The following is a 21,062-nucleotide window of genomic DNA, read 5'->3' as shown; positions in this document are numbered from 1 at the left end:
TCTATCTAAGCAGGCTTTGCCTGTGTGAATCATTCTCCCTCCTGTCATCCCGTGATTTATTCACGGGATCCAGCTTTTAATACTAAAATTATTAGTATTGAAAGTTGTTTTTACTTTTTTCTATCTACACAAGCAAGCCTTAAGCGGAGATGATATAGAATAATAACTATCCGGTACTATTGAATAAATCACGGGATGACAGAGAAAAAATAAAAAATATTGATAGTGAAATAAAAATAGTATAAAGCATTAAGTAATACTTTATACTTTACTTATGAAATATGATTTTTTAGATAAAAAAAAGAAGAGATTAGATGCCTTACGTCCATTAAGTTCTGAATTAGCTAAAAATTTAGAAGAATGGTTTAGGGTAGAGTTAACCTATACAAGTAATGCTATTGAGGGGAATACTTTATCTCGCAAAGAGACTGCTATAATTATTGAAAATGGTTTAACTGTAGGAGGTAATGAATTTAATCTTAATTATGGAAGAATATCCTCCCGCAATTATAAGACCTCAAGAACGATTGCCATATATTACCTCTTTAGAAACTGCTCAACTCGGTGGTTCAAAAGAAAAATATCAGAAAATTATTTATAACGCAGTTAATCGTTCACTTGATATTTATTTAAAAGCGGTAACAGGGAAAGAGCCAACAGATATTAGAAAATCTGAAAAATTAATGAAGATCGGAGAATTAGCGAGTGCTATAGGAGAAAACGTTTCTACAATTCGTTTTTGGACTAAGGTAGGGTTGCTTGAAGTTGCTGATATTACTGCTTCAAATTATCAACTTTATTCTATGGAAGCATTTGAGCAAGGCAAGAAAATTCAAAAATTAAAAAAACAACGCTTAACTATAAAAATGTCAAATAAATTTAAATTGAGGGTTGACTAATTAATAATTTTATCTATAGTTTACTTATCTAATAGTATTTGAACTCTACTATTAATATAAACTAACTCCAAGTATACGCTTTATGCTGGGAATCTGCTATTATAATTATTTTTAAAATAAGAAGTATAGCGGAAGTCGTTATATTAATGGCTGAGCTTAATTCCCAGCACCTTATTCCTATTGTTTATTATACTTTTTATTTTAAATAACTTAGAGTTATTGTTATGAAGACAAAAGTACTCATAAATACTTCTACATCTCAGTATATATATGAGATACTTTTATAATAGAAAAAGACAATTTACAATATATTACTACTAGCTTTTATTAGCTCTTTGAATAAAACTAGGTCTATGCCATTATCATTGACATATTCAGGATGCCACTGTACGCCGATAAGAAATTTATGACTTGTTGATTCTATTGCTTCTATAATCCCGTCTTCTGCTTTTGCTGATATAATAAGATTATTACCAATTTGTTTAATGGCTTGATGGTGAGTTGAGTTAACCATTGTGTCCAGCTTATTATTTGCCATTCTAGCAAGCTTAGTATTCGGCTTTATACTAATTGAATGCGAGACTATATCTTTAGGATGAGGCTGGGTATGGTTTATGATAATAGGCTGTTTTGTCTCTTCGATATAATCCGGAATATGCTTAATAAGAGTGCCACCTAAAACAACATTTATTAGTTGCATTCCTCGGCATATTCCTAAAACAGGTATATTTTTTTCTAACGATTTCTTTAAAATCAATATTTCAAAATTATCACGCTCTTCATTAGAAATTACTACATCTTCAGCATATTCAGGTTCATAAAATTTAGGGTGTATATCTTCATCACCGCCAGGTAATATAACACCATCAATAAAATCCATGAGATGATCTATTGTTTCAGCTTGGTATGGCAGTAACATAGGGACGCCGCCGGCTTCGATTATTGCATCGGTATAATTCTTACGTAATGCATACCAAGGAAAGGCGGCATAAGTATATTTTTCACAATTTTGAGCTAAATCAGGAGTAATTCCTATTATTGGTTTTCTATTCATGTTTTTCATATAGAAATAATAAAATTAAGTTTCTGATCATGTAATTCAGCAGGAAAGTTATCTATAACTTGTTCTTTTAAACAAACACCAACAGTTAATATATCTTTATTATTATTTATGTATCGATCAAAATGTCCTTTACCATAACCAAGTCTGTAGCCATCTTTACTAAATGCCAGACCTGGGACAATTATCAATTCTGGTTCATAGAAATCATTATTTATCGGTTCTAAAGTTTTAAAACTCCCTAAAACTAATTCATCATTATAATTATAAGCACAATATTTTATTTCATTATTTATAATTTTAGGCAGAAAAAATTTTATTTCATGATGAATATTTAATAGTTCAAGCAGGTTTATTTCATATTTTAGTGGATAATATATTCCAACATGCTTTACTTTTAACTGTTTTAATAAATTACTGACTTGATTTAGTAAAGAAGTTTTTGTTAAATCAGAATTTATTTTATCTATATTTTTCGTTAAAAGCTCCTTGAAATGCAAACGTGATTCTTGTTTATTCATTATGACTTTACTACTTGTGTATCAAATACTAAATCATGAAGCATTTTTTCGTCTTCCCTAAATATCATCATAATAACGCTTATTATAAAAAGTATACCAGTTAAATTAATCACATAAAAAGCGACAAATCTAATAAATGCTTCACTACCTTTAAGAGTAGTTCCATCTTGATGAACTACTTTTAAATCTAGTAATTTTTTCCCAATAGAGGCTTGTATTTTTGAAGATTCTAGGTAAGGAAAGTAAAATCCTGAAATAATAAAAAATAAAGCAATTTCTATCATCGTGTCTTTTACAAATGCTATAGTCAATGATAGCAATATTCCAATTATAATTTTATCAATCAAGAAAGCAAATAATCTTCTGAGAATCATAAATTATTCCTCAATATGCGGTGGTGTTTCAAATGTATGAAATGGTGGAGGAGAGGTAAGTGTCCACTCTAGTGTATCAGCTCCATCACCCCAAGGGTTATTTGGGCAGTTTTTGCCGTATTTTAATGTATAGAAAACGATAAACACAAAATAAAGAGCAGCCGCCATAGAAATTCCTGCTCCTATCGATGAAACCATATTCCAGCCGGCAAAAGCTTCAGGGTAGTCTGGTATTCTTCTTGGCATACCTGCAAGTCCTAAGAAATGTTGCGGGAAGAAAGTTAAATTAACACCGACGAAAGTAATCCAGAAATGGATTTTGCCTAAGATCTCGGGATATTGCTTGCCTGATATTTTACCGAACCAGTAATAAAAGCCGGCAAATGCAGTGAATAAAGCACCGAGTGACATCGTATAATGGAAATGTGCCACAACATAATATGTATCGTGCAGAACTCTATCAAGTGCCGAGTTTGATAAGATTATGCCAGTTACGCCGCCGATCGTGAATAATATAATAAATCCTATAGAGAATAGCATAGGTGTTGGGAAAGTAAGTGAGCCACCCCACATAGTTGCGATCCAGCTAAATATTTTGATACCTGTTGGAATTGCGATAATCATTGTTCCGGCAGTAAAATATATAAGGGCGTTGTAAGAAAGCCCAACTGTAAACATATGGTGAGCCCATACAATAAACCCGACAAAGCCGATTATTACCATAGCTCCGACCATGCCTTGATAGCCAAATATTGGTTTACGTGAGAAAGTAGAGATAACTTGGCTTACAATACCAAAACCTGGAAGTATTACGATATATACTTCAGGGTGACCAAAAAACCAAAATAAGTGCTGAAATAATACTGGATCACCACCACCATCAGTTTTAAAGAAAGTAGTACCGAAATTACGATCGGTAAGTAGCATGGTAATAGCTCCACCAAGCACTGGCATAGCTAAAATTATCAAGAATGCAGTAACTAAAATAGACCAGACAAATAACGGCATTTTGAATAGTCCCATCCCGGGTGCTCTCATATTAAAGATAGTAACGATTAAGTTGATTGAGCCAAGTATTGATGAAAGCCCTGTTAAATGCAGACTGAAAATAGCCATATCAACCGCTGCTCCTGGATGTCCGCTTATACTACTTAAAGGAGGGTAGAGCGTCCAGCCTGTTCCTGGTCCGCCGTCAACAAACGCTGATCCCATAAGTAAAATGAAAGCCAGAACTAGCAGCCAGAAACTGATATTGTTGAGGCGTGGGAATGCCATATCGGGAGCACCTATTAGTAAAGGTACAAAGTAATTACCGAAACCACCGAACAAAGCCGGCATGATCATAAAGAACACCATAATCACCGCATGTGCAGTAATCAGTACATTATATAGCTGGAAATCATGATTTAAGAAAGTTCCGCCTGGCATTGCAAGTTCTAGCCTAAACAGCAGCGAAAACAACCCGCCGACAATTCCGGCAAATATGGCAAATATGATATACATAATGCCGATATCCTTGTGATTAGTAGAAAACAGCCACCTCTTCCAGCCGTGCGGAGTGTGGTGATCATCGTGGTTTAGATCGTTAGTAGTTATATCCATAATTGTTATTCTGTTTGTGTTAATATATTTTTTTAGTTACCATGATTCATTACCTAAGGCATCTTCGCTTTTTTAAATGTAATTATTTGTCATTCTGGTTTTGTTGCATGGCTTTGATGTCATTCCCGCGTAGATCGGTTTTTCCGTCTGAGCTAAGGAAATTACGAAGTAATTGACGAAGCAATCCAACTAAAAAATGCTAATTTATAGTATTTTTTATTATTTTTTCTGGATTGCCACGCTCATTTCATTCGCGTAGCTCAGACGACTTTCGATCCATACAACAAAACCGGACAAGCCACGGTATGACATCAGGATAAAAACATAATTAATTAGCTGCCAATTTTGAATTCTCACCGTTTGCGGCAACTTTATTCTTACTCGCAACCCAATTATCGAAATCTTCTTTGCTTACTACCTCTATAGCAATCGGCATGAAGCCGTGATTGATTCCGCAAAGCTCGGAACACTGCCCGTAATATACACCTTTTTTGGCGACTCTTGTCCATGTTTCATTTACTCTTCCGGGTACGGCATCTATTTTAAAACCAAGAGACGGAACAGCAAAGCTATGTATTACGTCACCGGCTGTAATTAAAAATCTAACTGTAGCATTCTCGGGTATTACTATTCTATTATCAACATCTAATAATCTTTTTTGGTCAGGTTTTAGATTTTCATCTGAGATCATAACACTATCAAATTCTATATCATTATGATCAGGATATATATAATGCCAATACCATTGGTAGCCTACTACTTTAATAGTTAAATCCGCTTCCGGTATTTTTTCGGCATGACGCAATATTCTAAAAGATGGCACGGCAATAATAACTAAAATTATTATAGGTATTACAGTCCAAATTATTTCTATTAAAATGTTATGCGAAAATTTTGCCGGTACTGGATTATTTCTTGCGTTAAATTTAATACATACAAAAACTAATAATCCTGCAACAAACAAAACTATGGCAGTAGAGATATAAAGTAAGAAATCGTGGAATTTATGTAACTCCTCCATGATCGGGCTTGCAGGTGGCTGAAATCCAATTTGCCAAGGCAAAGGCTCAGAAGCAAAGCAAAAGCTACTAAATAAAACTAAGCCAATTAAAGTAATAACATTCTTCATAAAGTACATAATACAAGTTATTTTTATATTAATATAAATGGATATGTATTTTAATTAAAGCAAAAATCGATAAATAAAATAAATTTTATATGCTATTAATGATGTTTGAGGTGGAAAATGTACCTATATCAGGGTGTTGTATTAAATCTATAACTTCTATTACTTGAGCGTTTATTAATTTAGCTTGAGTTTGTTTATTCGTTAATTGAGGATCATATTTTGTTACAGCAATTACAGAGGGGCAAATATTTTGCACTAATAATGCGTAATCGTTAAAACCTTTTAACTCGGGTAACATAAGTACTTTATCAACAAATGTAAGGGAGCTTAAAATTTTTGCTCGTTGTAGTTGATTATGAATAGGTTTACGCTTTTTATATTTAATTATTGTTTCATCAGTTTCTAAAGCAACGATTAAATATTTACCTTGCTTTTTAGCTTCATGCAAAAACTCCAGGTGACCATAATGTAACACATCAAAGCAACCTCCTACCAAAACTATTTTGCTATTTGGTAAACATTTTTTATTTGAAGAAATATTCTCATAATATTCTATTTTTGATGGTTTAACATCTTGATTATTAAATGAACAAGAAGTGAAGTTTGTAAGAATTAATAAAAATAGGAATAATCTAAACATAATTTTAATTATTAAAAATTAAAGAAAATTAACTTTAATAACACAAAAAATATAAAATAAAAACAAAAAGTATTTTGAATAAAACGATTTAAAACTAAATTATTTTATAATTTTTTATTGTAATTTGTATTTATATAGTTCATATTAATAATAACGAAACCAAGATAACTTCTAAGTAATCAATGAAAAACGACACGCTATCTTACGATTTTGATGATGTATTATCAGTTCCTTATCTTAGTGCACGATTCAAAAAAGTTCTTACCTCTGTTTCCCTATTACTATTTATAGCATTAGTGATGTTTGTCTCTTTTGCTGTTAATAACTATGTAAATGATACGTTATCTATAACATTAGTACATCCTGAAGCTGAAGAAATTCAAGAAGCAATTTCATTTAAAGAAGTAACAGTTAAAAAAGGCGATACTATAAATTCTATTCTGAGCGGTCAAAATATCCCAAGAAATGATATAGAAAAAATATTAAGCTTAATAAAAGAAAATAAATTATTGCCATCGCTTAAAATAGGGCAGCAAATTACTTTTGAATATGAAACAAAAATTACCGAAAATGATAATGAGGATTTAACTTCTGAAACAGTATTTCTTAATAAGATTATTTTAGCTATAGATAAACTTAAGACTATTGAAATAATAAGAGAGAATGATAATTTTAAAATTGCAGAAATTATCGTGCCTTTAACAAAAACAGTGGCTAAGTCATCTGTAAATATCGAGTCAAACTTTATGTCTGCTCTTAAGAAGCTTGGTTTGTCAAACAATAATATAATAGAGCTGATTAATGCTTATGCTTATCAAATTGATTTTCAGCGTCAAATAAAAAGTGGTGATACTGCGACTGTTATAACAGAAAAATACGTGACGGAAGATGGTAAATTTTCCCATCACGGTAAGATTTTATATGTCTCGTTAAATCTTTCAGGAAAAGAATATAATATTTATCGCTATTCACATGATAATAATGTAAATAATCATGCATTTTTTTCTGAAGATGGTAAAAGTGTAAAAAGAAGTTTGCTTAGAACTCCTTTAAAAGTTATAAAAGTTTCTTCACAATATGGTATTAGGAAGCACCCTATACTTGGTTATACCAAAATGCATAAAGGGGTTGATTTTGCAGCACCGACTGGAACACCTATATATTCGGCGGGTAATGGTGTTATTACTGAAATAGGTTGGAAATCAGGTTATGGGAAATTTATCCAGATAAAACATAGCGGTACGTTATCTACTGCCTATGCTCACGCATCAAATTTTGCTAAAGGTTTAAAAGTAGGAAGCCTAGTAAAACAAGGCGATATTATAGCATATGTTGGAAGCACCGGTAGAGCTACAGGACCGCATTTACATTATGAAGTTAAAATTGATGGTAAACATGTTAATCCTATGTCCGTTAAAACAACACCAGGTGTAGAATTAAGCGGAAAAAAATTAGAAAAATTCAAGCAGTTTAAGAAAGAAGTTAAAACCTTGAATGTTAAGCTTGATAAAGATTTGCAGGCTAATAAAGTAGCTGAAGTTTCGGTGTAATGTGTTAGGCGTGTGTCATTTCATGGTAGTCGTCATTGCGAGGAGCATAGCGACGAAGCAATCTCAGGAGTTATATTCTATTTCATGAGATTGCCACGTCGATGCTATGCATCTCCTCGCAATGACGCCCCTCCTTTATTCCCTTATAAAAATCCCTAAATAATTATGATTCTATCATTTAAAAAACTATATCTAACATTTGCTCGTAGTAGCCGTATTATAATAACATTAGTGATTATTGATCAATTGACTAAATGGTGGTTTATCAATAATCTAAGATGGAAGCATGGCTTAACCTTAAAGGTCACATCTTTTTTAAATATGGTTTATACTTGGAATTATGGTATTAGCTTCGGTTTAATGCGTGATTATTATCAATATAGTAATATCGTGTTTTTAATAACAAATACGATTATTGTTTGTTATTTATATTATTTAATGATGAGTTCCAAAACCATAGGAGGCTTTGCTGGTTATAGCTTTGTAATTGGTGGTGCTATCGGTAATTTAATTGATAGATCATTTCGAGGAGCAGTTTTTGATTTTATATATTTCCATTATCAAGATTATAGCTTTCCAGTATTTAATCTAGCTGACTGTTTTATTACACTTGGAGTAATTATCTTAGTAGAAGATTATTATAGTGCTAAAAAAAATATTGAAGAAAAAGCTAAAGAGAATTATGATAAAGCCCAAATTGAGGCTATGGCTGAAAAGATTCGTAATGCTCCACAAGGCGATAACGATAAAATATAATCTATAAGGTATTAAAGTGAGAAAAGTTTTTTTATTATTTACTGTTTTATTAATTACTTCTGCATGTAATAAAAAATTAAAAGAAACTGTAGGAATATCAACAGCTGGTCCTAATGAGTATCAAGTTCAGCGTAGTAAGGCTTTAGAAGTACCGCCTCATTATTATTTACCTGTTCCAACTAACAATCAAGCAGTTTATAATAATGTTAATGATCAGGTCAACCTTAATGAGGGTGAGCAAGCATTAATGCAGGACATTAAATAGGTATACTCAATCGTCATTGCGAGGAGATGCATAAGCATCGACGCGGCAATCTCATAAAGTAGTACATATGATTCCTAAGATTGCCACGCAGTCTACGACTGCTCGCAATGACATTTTCTATACAATCCCTTAAAATTAACTCATGACTATCCATAAAAGACAAAATATAGGTGTTTTTGGGCTTGGTAAAACTGGTATTTCGGTTTACGAAGAGTTGCAAGACAAATGTAATATAATTGCCTATGATGATCTAGAAGCAAATAGGGATAAGTTTGAGGAATTATTCGGTAAAAATTATATTATTCCCATATCTGATATAAAATGGCAAAATTTAGATAAAATTGTATTAAGTCCTGGAATTCCTCTAACACACGAGATAGTCAAAATCGCAAAAAATTTTAATATCCCGATCACTTCCGACATAGATTTATTTTTCGAAAAATCTAAAGGTTTAAACCTCCTAGCTGTGACCGGTACAAACGGCAAAAGTACTACCACTGCTTTAATTAGTCATATCTTAAGTGATAATGGTTTAGATTATCCATTAGCTGGTAATATCGGTGTTCCGGTTTTGCAAGCTAAAGCAAGTAAGGATGGGTATGTGCTTGAGTTATCTTCCTTTCAGCTAGATTTAGTAAAAACTTTTGCTGCTAAAATAGCAGTGCTTCTTAATATTACTCCCGATCATTTAGATAGGCATGAAAATATGGAAGGTTATATTACAGCAAAATCTAAAATTTTTGATCGAATGGATAAAGATAGTTACGGGATAATTAATATTGATAATGATTATTGCCATGAAATTTTTACAAATCTACAACAAAAACATCATATTAAATTAATCCCTTTTTCAGTTACCAAAATTCTTGAAAAAGGTATATCAATAGTTAATGATATAATTACCGATAATTTCTTTGAGCATATTAGTTTAAAACTAATGTCTAATAAGAGTCTGCAAGGAATTCATAACAGCGAGAATATTGCAGCAAGCTATGCAGTTGCTAGAATAATAGGTCTTGAGCCTGTAAAAATTATCGAATCTATAAGTAGTTTTCAAGGACTGCCGCATAGGATGCAATATCTAGGTAGTATAGATGTTATAAATTTCTATAATGATAGTAAAGCAACGAATGCTATAGCTGCCGTGCAATCAATTAAAGCTCTTGATAATATTTATTGGCTTGCAGGTGGTATTGCTAAAGAGGGGGGTATTGAGGAAATAAAACCTTATTTTAGTAAAATCAAAAAAGCTTATTTTTATGGGCAAGCTAAAGAAATGTTTGCAAATACTGCCAAAGATGTAATAGATTTTGTTATATGTGATGATCTTAAACAGGCTTTTGAACTTGCTTATAAAGATGCTTGCAAGGATAACCAGAAAGAAAAGAATATTTTACTTGCACCTTGTTGCAGTTCATACGATCAGTTTAAGAACTTTGAGGAGCGTGGTGAGTTGTTTATTAGATTGTATAATACTCTTATTTGTGCCTATGACAAAAATGCCTTATTAAAAAAATTAATTAGTTAAGTATTAATTTGTTAATATAATTTAATATTAAAATTATGTAATATATTAATAAGCAAGTTAATAATTTTATTAGCTTGTGATCTTAAAAGAACTATTTAAAAATTAAAAAAGAGGTTTTTTATGTTAGGATTTATTACAGCATTTTTTACGATTGAGAGTAGTAATACAAAAAATGATAAATCAATAAAAGGGAAAATAAAAAACGATGAAGCAATAGTAGACACATTCTTAAACATGAGTCTAGAAAGTATAGAAAAGGCTTTCCCAAAGCCTTTCTCTTCTAGTACGCATGTAGAAAAAAAAGTAAATGTTGATGAAAATGATAACGGTATTTTTTCAACATTTTATAATACAGCAGTAAAATATGTATTGGATTTAGTAGCTCCAGTAGTACAATCGGTAGTACAATATGCTCGTGATTATATTGAAGGTGATTATAACAAATATACTCAAGATTGTAGTGTGCAAGGATGTTATAAACAAAATCATGACTCTGAAAACTATCTTGGTGAAAACTATTATGCTGAATTGACAGGAACTACAATAATTCTTATGCACAATAACTAAATTGTTCTACAAAAGCATTGTTTTATGCGGATACCTAATCGTCATTGCGAGGAGAGGTCTCGATTTGGTAATCTTATGAAAATGTCTTATAAGATTGCTGAATCGCTATGTTCTTGGCAATGACGTTTTATTATTTAACTGGATTACTCCGTAATTTTCTAGTAATGATGTTAAAACTGATCAATACAACAGCATAAATAGAAATTACATAACTACAATATGAATAACGAAATATCGAATAATTTTATAAAATTATGGTGGCGTAGTACCGATCGCCAAATAGTTATTTCTTTAGTTATTTTATTTGCTTTTAGCTTAATGCTTGTGACTACTTCAGGTTCAGCAGTAGCAAGTAGAATAGGGCTGGAAGAAAATTATTTTGCATCTAGGCAAGTATTTTATCTAACAGCTGCCTCAGCTTTTATATTGTTATTTTCACGCTTTAATAAGAAATGGTTAAAGCGTTTTGCCATATTGGGTTTTATAGCTAGTATAGTTTTATTAATTGCTGTTAAATTCTTTGGTTACGAAGTGAAAGGAGCAACTAGGTGGATTAATATTGCCGGCTTATCTATTCAGCCTTCAGAGTTTATTAAGCCATTTTTTGCAGTTGTTACGGGCTGGATATTATCGTTAAAATTTAATGATGATTTCCCAAGCTTTACAGTTTGCTCGATACTTTATTTTATTGTTGCTATTCTCTTAATCATTCAACCGGATTTTGGAATGCTTGTGATGATTACGGCAGTTTTTGGTATTCAGCTTTTTATTGCTGGTATGCCAATATTTTGGATTGTTCTAGCTGGTTTTTTAGGAATGATAGGAGTAACTGTTGCGTATTTTTGGTTGCCACACGTTACGCAAAGGATTAACTCATTTCTAGATCCTGATAGTAGTGAGAATTATCAAGTTAGCAAGTCACTGAAAGCTTTTGAACATGGTGGTTTATATGGTAAAGGACCGGGGGAGGGGGCAGTAAAACAGGTTCTACCTGATTCGCACACTGATTTTATTTTTGCCGTTGCTGGGGAAGAATTTGGAGCTATTATTTGCCTTATAGTTATAGGTGTATTTGCGTTTATAGTACTTAGAAGTCTTGCTAAGCTATTAAATGAGCAAGATAAATTCGTCCAATTTGCTGCTAGCGGTATTGTTGCACAATTAGGGCTTCAGGCAATAATTAATATAGGTGTAACTTTGCATTTACTGCCTACTAAGGGCATGACGCTGCCTTTTATTAGCTATGGCGGCTCTTCAACGCTTGCAATTGCTATAGCTACTGGTATGCTTCTTGGCTTTACTAAATACCGAACGCCGCTTGATTCGTACAAGATAAATAAAATAGAAATATGAAAAAGATAGTTTTAGTGGCAGGTGGAACAGGCGGTCATTTTTTTCCAGCAGTTGCTCTTGGGGAGGAGTTAATAAAAAGAAAATATGAAGTTCATTTTATTACGGATTTAAGGTGTGAGAAGTATATAAATCATGATACGGGATTAATTTTTCATGTTATAGATTTAAAACGACCAAAAAATATTTTATTATTCTTGCCGTTATTATCGCTTGCTATTTTTAAAGCTATTAAATTGTTATTTAGCCTTTCTCCCTCTGCTGTAGTAGGATTTGGTGGTTATCCGGTTGTTGCTTCAATGTTTGCAGCAATTTTTCTAAGAGTGCCGATTGTAATTCATGAGCAGAATTCTTATCTTGGAAAGGTTAATAAATTTTTTGCAAATTTTGCTAAGAAAATAGCAATTTCTTATAAAAATACTAAAAACTTGCCTGTAGTTGTAAAGAATAGAACAGTAGTTACTGGGGGGATAGTTAGAAAGAATATTAGAGGCTTGGATTCGGTGGTCAAGCGACGGAATGACAAAGACCGTACCTTTAAAATTTTTATCTTTGGCGGCAGTCAAGGAGCTAAATTATTTTCAGAGTTAATACCTGAAAGCATCAAAGCTTTAATGCAAAAGCAGCCAAATCTTAAACTGCATATAACTCAGCAAGCAGCACTTGAGGATCAAGTAAAAATAAAAAATATATACTCAAATTTAAATATTACTTACGAATTAGCTGAATTTTTTGATAATATGGCAAATCAGTATAAAAATGCTGATTTAGTAATTTCAAGAGCTGGAGCATCTACTATAGAAGAGCTAACTTATATAGGGTTGCCAGCAATTTTTATTCCGCTGCCAAGTGCTGCCGATAATCATCAATATCATAATGCAAAATTATTAGAAGATGAGAAATGTGGTTGGTGCATGAAGCAAGATGATATATCAAGCGAAAAATTAGCCGAAAAAATGTTTGAGTTAATAAGTAATCTGAAGATATTAGAAAATACCTCGAAAAATCTATTAAAAAGAAGAAAAGAGGGTCATAAGTTGCTAAGTAACCTAATAGAAGAGCTAATTTAAACAATATAAGCTCTTTATTCTTGCAAGTTTGATTATTATGTGGCATTAATCATAATAGACTTTTTCATATGGCTTGTTTTTAAAGATAATTTGTCAAGTTATATAAATAAATCTAATTGAAGTTTTGGAATAATATATGTTGAAAAAAATTATAATATTATTTTTAGGTGTTTTTGTGCTGTCAGGTTGTACTGATAGCTTTAGAGGTTACTTCCAAAAATCCGCAAATAATAGGTTAGTTGATAGTAAAGGTTTTAAAGGTGGTAAAAGAAAACCTTTATATAATAATAAATATATTAGTTTAGCTAAAAAGAATATAGTTGAAGATAATCTTGACGATCCAGAGGATGACGATGACGATTATGATAACCCTTTAAGAGGAGAGCAAATTGATCCCGTCAAAAGAAATCGTGAGATATACCTTAAAATGATTAGACGAGATATGGAAAAATATAAAGCTGAATCAGGTGAATCTTCAGACGATGATGATATGATTTTAAGTAAAGCTAATAAGAAAGTTAGAAAGGACAATACCGATAAAGAAAGAAAAATGCAAGAAGAGCTAGACCAGATAAAGGCAATGCTAAGAGAAACTAAGCGTGATATATCAAAATATACTTGCCCAAATGCAACAGCAAATCAAAATTATGTGCCTCCAGTTTCAAACTACGAACCTGTAGCACCAGTTAAAAATAATAAACCTTATAATAATAACTCTAAGGTAAAGCAAAAATTTATCCGTGAGGATGATGATTATAGTAGCAATGCTTGCTCTATTTAACTTTTCATCTCTGTCACCTCGTGGTGGCATTGCCTGCGTGGTTTCAATATCATTCCTGCGAAAGCAGGAATCCAGTATAAAGCGAGAAAAATCGAGCTTTTAATTTTAAAATTTGCTATATTTAGGCTTTTTAAGTACTGGATCCCGTGGACAAGCCACGGGATGACACTGTTGAAAAAGAAGTAAATAAGCTAAAAGACGAAATCGCACATTTATTAGAAAATCCCACAACAGAAGAAGATATTGAAAAAATAGAACAGCGTTTAGAGGAATTAGAGAGAATATTTTACGAAACTTGTTGATGGTTGTCGCATTGCGGTGTGGATCAATTTTCTCGTCATTGCGAGAAGAAACTGAAAGTTTCGACGAAGCAATCTCAGGAGTTCTTAGTACTGTTTCATGAGATTGCCACGCTCATTTCATTCGCTCGCAATGACGGAAAAGATCACTATTTCACAAATACCAAATCATTATTTAATGAATCCTTAGAGCTATATTTATAATCTAGATATGAAAATTCTTTAAGTAATTCAGGGGAGTCGATTAGATTATTTGCAATAAATTTCACCATATTTCCACGAGCTTTTTTAGCATTTATCCCAATAGTTGCTAACTTACCATTTCTATTTTCTTTAAAATGAATATTAATTATAGGATATTTTAACTTATCCTGATTTATTACAGATGAATATTCTTGCGATGCAAGATTAAGCAAATATTTATGTTTATGATGCTCAAGCCTCTGATTAATATAATTTGTAATCTCATCTTGCCAAAATTTGTTCAAATCATTTATCTCATTTAACTTTGTTGCCATTTCAAGCCTATAAGGTTTGATAACATCGAGCGGCTTTAAAGCTCCATATAACCCTGATATGATAAGCAAATGCGATTGTAAAAAATTTACTGCATCTTCGCTTAAATTTTCTGATTGTATATTATTAAAAACATCACCCGCATAAGCAAAAATAGCTGCTTTGCTGTCTTGCTTCTCAAAATTCTGAAATCTTTCTTTATTTAAATGTGCCAATTTCTCGCTTATACCCATAGTTTTAGATAGCTGAGCTTCAGAATAATTTTTAACTATAGCAAGTAGTTGATTTGTTATTTTGGGAAAAGTAGGGGAGGTTAGCTCCCCTTTAAAAGCTATCGGCTCAAAATTAAGAGTTTTAGCAGATGAAATAATAGTAAGCATTTAACGAACAGGAGGGTTTGGCACTGTTGAAACAGTACTAGCAATATTTCTATTAGTATCATTAACTGTTCTCATGATAGCATAGCTTGGATCACCATCAGCTTGCATTACTTCTTTTGACTTGGTGTTTTTTTGATTAGAACAGCTAGTTAAAGTCAAAGCAGCAAATAAAATTACTAAATATTTCATAATAAAATCCTTTTTATAAATTTCTCATTTAAGATAATGGCTTATGATAACTATGTCAAGCCACAACCAAGGACCAGCTATTGACAAAATATTAAAATGCTGCTAGTAATTACAATACAAAATAATATGTTAAATTATTTATGATATCTTTGAAAGTTATTAGTTTAATACAAAATTGGCGTTGGCGTAGATAATATTTTTACGTTATGGGTGTATTATGCCCACTGCTCAATTATTAAATTATAACTTATACAGGATATTAAAATGTCATTCCTTAATATTTTCTTAAGAGTCTTCTCTCTTTTATTTTCATTATTTTTCACTTTATCAGTTTATGCGACTCAAAAAAACATCGCTGTTATTGTCCCGCTTGAACATGCAGCAATGACTCAAATCGTAGCAGGAATTGAAGAATCGTTGAAAGCTATAGATGCAAAAATTACAGTAAAAAATGCCCATGCTGATTCTAATATTTTACTTGCTATCATAAAGCAGCTTAAAGATCAAGATATTGACGTAATAATTCCAATCGGTACATCTGCTTGTCAAACTGTAATTTCACATATCCCTAATAAACCGATTGTTTGTGCGGCAGCTAAGATTGATAATAAAAATCTTCCCTTGGTTACTGGTGTTAATGATGAAATAAAAATTACCAGTATCATTAGCAAGTTACCATTTTTACGGAACATTACCTTAATTTATAGCAGCAGCGAAAAAGTTATTTCAGAAGTAGAAGCAACAAAAAGCTATGCGAAGAAAAATAATATTTCGTTAAACTTTAAAATGGTACAAAACTTAAATGACTTATCGGTAGCTGTAAAGAATGCTCCCGAAAATACACAATGCTTTGTGATTTTAAAAGATCATTTAATAGTTAGCGGTATAAATATTTTAAAACAAGAAGCATTTAAACGAAATATTCCTATTATTGCCTCGGATGAAGGGTCGGTAATTAGCGGAGCAACCATCGCGGTAGGGGTGCAAGAAAAAGATATAGGCTTAAAAGCAGGTGAACAAGCAAAGCAGATTCTGCAAGGAACAGCACCTAAGAATATCCCTTTTCAAAATATGGATGAGCTAACTTTATTTGTTAATCTTAAATCCTTTATCAAACAAAAAATTCTTACCAAGGAAAATTTAGCTGCTCTTCCTTTTAACAGAAAAGAGTTGGAAGAGTAATATAATGAATCTTTTAGTTACTGCTCTTGAGCAATCTTTGATAATGTTGCCGCTTATTTTAGGAATGTATATCAGTTACAGGATTTTGAAAATTACCGATTTAACTGTAGATGGAACATATGTATTAGGTGCGGCAGTGTTTACTAAATTTCTTTCATTTGGACTATTTTCGGCATTAATACTTGTCGTAATAGCAGGGAGTGTTATTGGTGTTATAGTAAGCTTTATGCAGAAAAATAACCGTGTTAATAGCCTTATAGCGGGAATACTTGCCAGCTTTATGCTTTATTCGGTTAATTTGCAGATTATGCAATGTCCTAACATATCGACACTAGGTATGCCAAGCTTACTCAATATATTTAATGCTGAAAATTGGTTATTACCTTTGAGCATGTTGAATATTATTGTGATATTTGCAATAATAATTTTATTAAAAGGGCAACTAGGTCTAATGCTTAGAGCATTTGGGTTTAATAAAGATTTACTTGCTATTTTAGGAAAGCCTGCCGAATTCTATCGTACGCTTGGGCTTAGCATAAGTAACGCACTTGCTGCATTAACTGGTACTATATCAGCACAAGTAAATGGTTTTGCCGATATTAATATGGGTTTTGGGGTAGCACTTGTTGGTATCGGTGCAATAGTTATAGGGCGACATATCCTAATTCGCAATAACAGCTTTGATACTTTTAAAGAAATATTTTCCTGTTTTATAGGTATATTATTTTACTTTATCACTTTAAGTATTTTACTCCGCATCGGTATTGATCCTATAAACCTTAAGCTTATCTTAGGAATGGTGCTATTTATTTCTCTTCGTTCTGTGAAAAGAGAGGCTGTATGAAACCTTATTTATATGCCGAGAAAGTGCAGTTTAAAGTAAAAGAGCGTAATGAGCCGATAATATCGGAAACTACTTTAAATATTGCCGAAGAAGAGTTTGTTGTAGTGCTTGGAACTAACGGCAGCGGTAAATCTACTTTAACAAAAATTCTAGCAGGTTATTTAAAGCCGACTAGCGGGCAGGTGTTTTTAGATCAAGTACGAATTGATAAATTACCGCAATCGCAAAAAGCTAATATGTTAATAACTATAACCCAAAAAGCAGAAGATAGATTATTTTCGGAGTTAACTTTAGAAGAAAATATTACTTTATGGGAAAGCCGCTTTCCAGCAAATGAGCGTAAAACAGATGTGGAAGTATTAGAGCTTATCGGTTTATCGAAATCTAAGCGTTTTTTGTCACGTCTAACGCAGCCGCTTAGTAATTTTTCCGGTGGGGAGAAACAACTTATATTGCTCGCACTAGCTATTTCTCATCCACCTAAAATATTATTTTTAGATGAACATACTGCAAGCCTTGACCCTAAAGCTTCGCATGAGGTAATGAAAAAAACGGCAGAGATTATTGATGAACATAAAATAACTGCCGTAATGATCACACATAATTTGGAAGATGCTGTAAATTACGGAAAAAGACTTGTGGTTTTAGATAATGGTAAGGTAGCACAAGACTACCTAAAACCACCGGCTTTTTCTATGAAAGAATTGAAAAAGATGTTAGGGTAAAATATAACAACTATTCTCCTGTGTTTGGGTCTAGAAAATCTGGAGCATGCCTACCAAGAAGTTTTCTAAATGCTTCTTCAGGTTTTATTTCAACTAGGTCTATTTCTTTGTATTCAGTAAGAAGGGATGTTATGGTATTATAAAGACTTTTTTGTGCTTCTAATTCATTTTTTAAAGCTTCTCTTTCTATTGCAAGTTGTTTTTCTTTAGCTTCGACTTCTCTTAAGCTTTCGTTAGCTTTTCTTAATTCAATATCTGCTAAGGCAAGTTGTGTTGTAAGAACAGCATTTTCTGCCAATGAATAAATTAGAGCTGCATAATCATGTGCTTTTTGCTCATCTTGAGTTAATTGACTGGATGGGTTTTGATTCATAATAATTACTTTAAAAAATAATTCTAAATTTAAAATAGATCAAATCTAGTATTATTGCAATTAATATCAGTAAATACAGCTTCATAATGAAGACTCTTTAGGATAAAGCCAAACAATTAACAATCCGATTAAAAGACCGAGATTTAAAAGTAAATTGTATTCCGTCATGGAAATCCCTAAAAGCTTAATTGCCGGTTTGGTGCAGGAAGTTATTGGCTGTGAATAAAGCATCTGTCTAATATGCTCAATAGATAAGCCTTTTGGGAAGCGGATCATAGATGAACAAAGACTGCTTGGCTGAACTATTCCTCGCTCTACCATACTATGATAGGTTGATAATATGCATGAACTAAGTAGTGTTAAAAAAATAAATACTAAAGTGTATTTACTTAATTGCCTGATAATTAAAGCAGTTAGACAAATTTTTATTAATGTTAGATAAGGGAATCTTTCGTAAACGCATAAAGGGCAGGGGGCATAATGCAATATATACTCAGCAAAATAAGCTGTAGCAAGAGCTGTGACAGAAATCGCAATTAAGCCTATATGCAGCATTTTATAGCTGTCTTTTCTTATGTAGTTTATAATGGTATTAAATGGCATATTTTTATTTTATAGTTTTTGTATTGTCAAACAGTGCCATCCTGTGGAGGCATTGCACACTTGTCATCCCGTGGACAAGCCACGGGATGACACCGAGGACGTTTTTCGATCTACGCAACAATGCTACCCGGGAAGAACATAAGAGTTATTCAACAAACCATTGTTGGGAGCAACAATTAAATTTTACAATTAATTAAATATAGTATATTGTCACTGATAATTAATTACAAGTATAAGAAAAATAAATGTCGGAAATTTTGGAAAATGCAATCAAATCAAAAGCTTGGCCTTTTGAAGAAGCTAAAAAAATACTAGATAGCTTAAACGGCAAAACTCCTGAAAAAGGTTATGTACTGTTTGAAACAGGCTATGGTCCATCAGGACTACCGCATATTGGGACTTTTGGCGAGAATGCTCGTATGGTAATGGTACAGAAAGCATTTGAACAATTATCAGATATAAAGACTAAGCTGATCTGCTTTTCTGATGATATGGATGGCTTGCGTAAAGTACCAAGCAATATCCCAAATCCTGAAATGGTAGCCGGATATATGGATATGCCGTTAACCTCTATCCCTGATCCTTTCGGTGAATGTGAGAGCTATGGGCATTATATGAATGCAAAATTCCGCTCATTCCTTGATAAATTTGGCTTTAAGTATGAATTTTATAGCAGCACCGAGTGCTATAAAGCCGGTATGTTTGATGAAATGCTGATCAAAGTACTTGAGAAATATGACGAGATAATGGAGCTGATGCTACCGACTTTTAGAGAAGAGCGGAAAGCTACCTATTCACCTTTTATGCCCATTTGTCCGAAAACTGGCAAGGTACTGCAAGTACCTATACATAAATGGGATGCAAAACTTGGTACAATAACTTATAAAGATGAAAACGGGAATGATATAGAAGTACCTGTAACAAAAGGTCATTGTAAATTGCAGTGGAAGCCGGATTTCGGTATGCGTTGGGCAGCTTTAAAAGTTGATTATGAAATGTACGGGAAAGACCATTTAGCAAATGGTAGACTTTACTCTGAGATTTGCCGAATCTTAGGTGGAAAGCCGCCGGTACAATTATGTTATGAGCTGTTCTTAGACGAAAATGGTGAAAAAATATCGAAATCAAAAGGCAATAGTATTAGCGTTGATGATTGGCTTAAATATGCACCTGTTGAAAGTATGGCATTGTTTATGTACCAAAATCCTACTAGGGCTAAAAGGTTATTTTTCGATTTAATTCCTAAAAATGTTGATGAATATATTACCTTTAATCAAAAATATCATTTAGAAGAAGATAGATCAAAACGTTTTGCAAATCCGGTTTATCATATTCATCATGGAAATGTGCCTAAAATTGAGACTTTTGGTATTACTTACTCGCTGTTATTAAATCTAACTTCGGTGTGTAATCCATCCGATAAATCAGTACTTTGGGGTTTTATTAGCAGATATGAACCAAAAGCGACACCAAATAATAGTCCATATCTTGACCACTTAGCAGAATTTGCTATAAGATATTATAATGATTTTGTTAAAGCACATAAATCATATTTAGCTCCGTCTGAAAAGCATAAAGCTATTTTGCAAGATATTTTAGATATGTTAAAAAGCTTGCCTGAGCAGATAGAAGCAGAAAGTATTCAAAAAGGAATTTATGATATCGGCATGAAAGCAGGGTATGAAAATTTGCGTGATTATTTCAAAGATTTATACCAAATATTACTTGGGCAAAGCGATGGTCCAAGACTTGGTACTTTCATAAAGCTTTATGGTATAAATGAAACTATGAAGTTGATTGAGGAAAAGTTGTAAAGGGTAATTTATTGTCATACCGCGACTTGATCGCGGTATCTAAAA

General features: G+C 32.4%; 24 protein-coding genes. 14 read left to right on the top strand and 10 right to left on the bottom strand.

Annotation, left to right across the window (positions count from 1 at the left end):
* The first annotated feature begins 467 nt into the window (after nucleotides 1-467).
* Entirely contained in the window at nucleotides 468-899 is a 432-nt protein-coding gene (locus AAGD49_RS05365) for a MerR family transcriptional regulator (RefSeq protein WP_341788250.1), read from the top strand.
* A 301-nt stretch (nucleotides 900-1,200) separates the two neighbouring features.
* On the opposite strand, the gene AAGD49_RS05360 is transcribed toward AAGD49_RS05365, so the two are convergent.
* From AAGD49_RS05360 to AAGD49_RS05335, 6 genes are all read right to left on the bottom strand, one after another.
* Nucleotides 1,201-1,953, bottom strand: coding sequence for a gamma-glutamyl-gamma-aminobutyrate hydrolase family protein (locus AAGD49_RS05360; protein WP_341788249.1), 753 nt, complete (start codon nucleotides 1,951-1,953; stop codon nucleotides 1,201-1,203).
* A gap of 5 nt (nucleotides 1,954-1,958) precedes the next feature.
* Complete coding sequence (locus AAGD49_RS05355) at nucleotides 1,959-2,480, bottom strand: 5-formyltetrahydrofolate cyclo-ligase (protein ID WP_341788248.1); 522 nt, start codon at nucleotides 2,478-2,480, stop codon at nucleotides 1,959-1,961.
* The gene (locus tag AAGD49_RS05350) at nucleotides 2,480-2,854 is read right to left on the bottom strand and encodes an RDD family protein (RefSeq protein ID WP_341788247.1); all 375 of its coding nucleotides are present in this window, start codon (nucleotides 2,852-2,854) and stop codon (nucleotides 2,480-2,482) included. Before AAGD49_RS05350 ends, AAGD49_RS05355 begins: the two co-directional genes overlap by 1 nt.
* 3 nt (nucleotides 2,855-2,857) lie before the next feature.
* The gene (ctaD, locus tag AAGD49_RS05345) at nucleotides 2,858-4,456 is read right to left on the bottom strand and encodes a cytochrome c oxidase subunit I (RefSeq protein ID WP_341788246.1); all 1,599 of its coding nucleotides are present in this window, start codon (nucleotides 4,454-4,456) and stop codon (nucleotides 2,858-2,860) included.
* Nucleotides 4,457-4,784: 328 nt separating this feature from the next.
* Entirely contained in the window at nucleotides 4,785-5,594 is an 810-nt protein-coding gene (gene coxB, locus AAGD49_RS05340) for a cytochrome c oxidase subunit II (protein ID WP_341788245.1), read from the bottom strand.
* A gap of 76 nt (nucleotides 5,595-5,670) precedes the next feature.
* A complete protein-coding gene (locus AAGD49_RS05335; protein ID WP_341788244.1) occupies nucleotides 5,671-6,225 on the bottom strand; it encodes an adenylyltransferase/cytidyltransferase family protein in 555 nt (184 codons plus the stop codon).
* A 182-nt stretch (nucleotides 6,226-6,407) separates the two neighbouring features.
* Between AAGD49_RS05335 and AAGD49_RS05330 the strand changes: the two genes are divergently transcribed.
* From AAGD49_RS05330 to AAGD49_RS05290, 9 genes are all read left to right on the top strand, one after another.
* Nucleotides 6,408-7,775: a M23 family metallopeptidase gene (locus AAGD49_RS05330; RefSeq protein WP_341788243.1), complete on the top strand. Its 1,368-nt coding sequence runs from the start codon at nucleotides 6,408-6,410 to the stop codon at nucleotides 7,773-7,775.
* Between the two features lie 165 nt (nucleotides 7,776-7,940).
* Nucleotides 7,941-8,531 carry a signal peptidase II gene (gene lspA / locus AAGD49_RS05325; protein WP_341788242.1) on the top strand — a complete coding sequence of 197 codons (591 nt, stop codon included), beginning with the start codon at nucleotides 7,941-7,943 and terminating at the stop codon, nucleotides 8,529-8,531.
* A 16-nt stretch (nucleotides 8,532-8,547) separates the two neighbouring features.
* Entirely contained in the window at nucleotides 8,548-8,796 is a 249-nt protein-coding gene (locus AAGD49_RS05320) for a DUF3035 domain-containing protein (protein WP_341788241.1), read from the top strand.
* 142 nt (nucleotides 8,797-8,938) lie between these two features.
* Nucleotides 8,939-10,324 (top strand): UDP-N-acetylmuramoyl-L-alanine--D-glutamate ligase, encoded by a 1,386-nt coding sequence (murD, locus tag AAGD49_RS05315; protein ID WP_341788240.1) that lies wholly within the window; start codon nucleotides 8,939-8,941, stop codon nucleotides 10,322-10,324.
* A 120-nt stretch (nucleotides 10,325-10,444) separates the two neighbouring features.
* Nucleotides 10,445-10,891 carry a hypothetical protein gene (locus tag AAGD49_RS05310; RefSeq protein ID WP_341788239.1) on the top strand — a complete coding sequence of 149 codons (447 nt, stop codon included), beginning with the start codon at nucleotides 10,445-10,447 and terminating at the stop codon, nucleotides 10,889-10,891.
* A 219-nt stretch (nucleotides 10,892-11,110) separates the two neighbouring features.
* The gene (gene ftsW, locus AAGD49_RS05305) at nucleotides 11,111-12,244 is read left to right on the top strand and encodes a putative lipid II flippase FtsW (RefSeq protein ID WP_341788238.1); all 1,134 of its coding nucleotides are present in this window, start codon (nucleotides 11,111-11,113) and stop codon (nucleotides 12,242-12,244) included.
* On the top strand, nucleotides 12,241-13,311 hold the full coding sequence (gene murG / locus AAGD49_RS05300) for an undecaprenyldiphospho-muramoylpentapeptide beta-N-acetylglucosaminyltransferase (protein WP_341788237.1): 1,071 nt from the start codon (nucleotides 12,241-12,243) through the stop codon (nucleotides 13,309-13,311). The genes ftsW and murG overlap by 4 nt, the downstream gene beginning before the upstream one ends.
* Before the next feature lie 136 nt (nucleotides 13,312-13,447).
* Nucleotides 13,448-14,092 carry a hypothetical protein gene (locus AAGD49_RS05295; RefSeq protein ID WP_341788236.1) on the top strand — a complete coding sequence of 215 codons (645 nt, stop codon included), beginning with the start codon at nucleotides 13,448-13,450 and terminating at the stop codon, nucleotides 14,090-14,092.
* A gap of 146 nt (nucleotides 14,093-14,238) precedes the next feature.
* Nucleotides 14,239-14,394 (top strand): hypothetical protein, encoded by a 156-nt coding sequence (locus AAGD49_RS05290; protein WP_341788235.1) that lies wholly within the window; start codon nucleotides 14,239-14,241, stop codon nucleotides 14,392-14,394.
* A gap of 146 nt (nucleotides 14,395-14,540) precedes the next feature.
* Here AAGD49_RS05290 and AAGD49_RS05285 read toward each other — a convergent pair whose 3' ends face one another.
* Complete coding sequence (locus AAGD49_RS05285) at nucleotides 14,541-15,287, bottom strand: YaaA family protein (RefSeq protein ID WP_341788234.1); 747 nt, start codon at nucleotides 15,285-15,287, stop codon at nucleotides 14,541-14,543.
* A complete protein-coding gene (locus AAGD49_RS05280) occupies nucleotides 15,288-15,479 on the bottom strand; it encodes a hypothetical protein (protein ID WP_341789235.1) in 192 nt (63 codons plus the stop codon).
* A gap of 261 nt (nucleotides 15,480-15,740) precedes the next feature.
* Between AAGD49_RS05280 and AAGD49_RS05275 the strand changes: the two genes are divergently transcribed.
* The 3 genes from AAGD49_RS05275 to AAGD49_RS05265 are packed head-to-tail and all read left to right on the top strand — an operon-like array spanning nucleotide 15,741 to nucleotide 18,227.
* On the top strand, nucleotides 15,741-16,658 hold the full coding sequence (locus AAGD49_RS05275) for an ABC transporter substrate binding protein (protein ID WP_341788233.1): 918 nt from the start codon (nucleotides 15,741-15,743) through the stop codon (nucleotides 16,656-16,658).
* Nucleotides 16,659-16,662: 4 nt separating this feature from the next.
* Nucleotides 16,663-17,502 carry an ABC transporter permease subunit gene (locus AAGD49_RS05270; RefSeq protein WP_341788232.1) on the top strand — a complete coding sequence of 280 codons (840 nt, stop codon included), beginning with the start codon at nucleotides 16,663-16,665 and terminating at the stop codon, nucleotides 17,500-17,502.
* A complete protein-coding gene (locus AAGD49_RS05265; protein ID WP_341788231.1) occupies nucleotides 17,499-18,227 on the top strand; it encodes an ATP-binding cassette domain-containing protein in 729 nt (242 codons plus the stop codon). The genes AAGD49_RS05270 and AAGD49_RS05265 overlap by 4 nt, the downstream gene beginning before the upstream one ends.
* Before the next feature lie 10 nt (nucleotides 18,228-18,237).
* Here the strand turns inward: AAGD49_RS05265 and AAGD49_RS05260 are convergent, their stop codons facing one another.
* Together AAGD49_RS05260 and AAGD49_RS05255 are read right to left on the bottom strand one after the other, a co-directional pair.
* Nucleotides 18,238-18,600 (bottom strand): hypothetical protein, encoded by a 363-nt coding sequence (locus tag AAGD49_RS05260; protein ID WP_341788230.1) that lies wholly within the window; start codon nucleotides 18,598-18,600, stop codon nucleotides 18,238-18,240.
* Between the two features lie 81 nt (nucleotides 18,601-18,681).
* Nucleotides 18,682-19,203, bottom strand: a complete 522-nt coding sequence (locus AAGD49_RS05255) for a disulfide bond formation protein B (protein ID WP_341788229.1) — start codon at nucleotides 19,201-19,203, stop codon at nucleotides 18,682-18,684.
* Nucleotides 19,204-19,448: 245 nt separating this feature from the next.
* Between AAGD49_RS05255 and AAGD49_RS05250 the strand changes: the two genes are divergently transcribed.
* Nucleotides 19,449-21,017, top strand: coding sequence for a lysine--tRNA ligase (locus AAGD49_RS05250; RefSeq protein WP_341788228.1), 1,569 nt, complete (start codon nucleotides 19,449-19,451; stop codon nucleotides 21,015-21,017).
* Nucleotides 21,018-21,062 lie beyond the last annotated feature (45 nt).

This window comes from Rickettsia endosymbiont of Lasioglossum villosulum, assembly GCF_964026455.1.
Lineage (GTDB): Bacteria > Pseudomonadota > Alphaproteobacteria > Rickettsiales > Rickettsiaceae > Rickettsia.
Note: the sequence above shows the minus strand (reverse complement) of the source record. Positions and strands in the feature narration are given on the sequence as shown.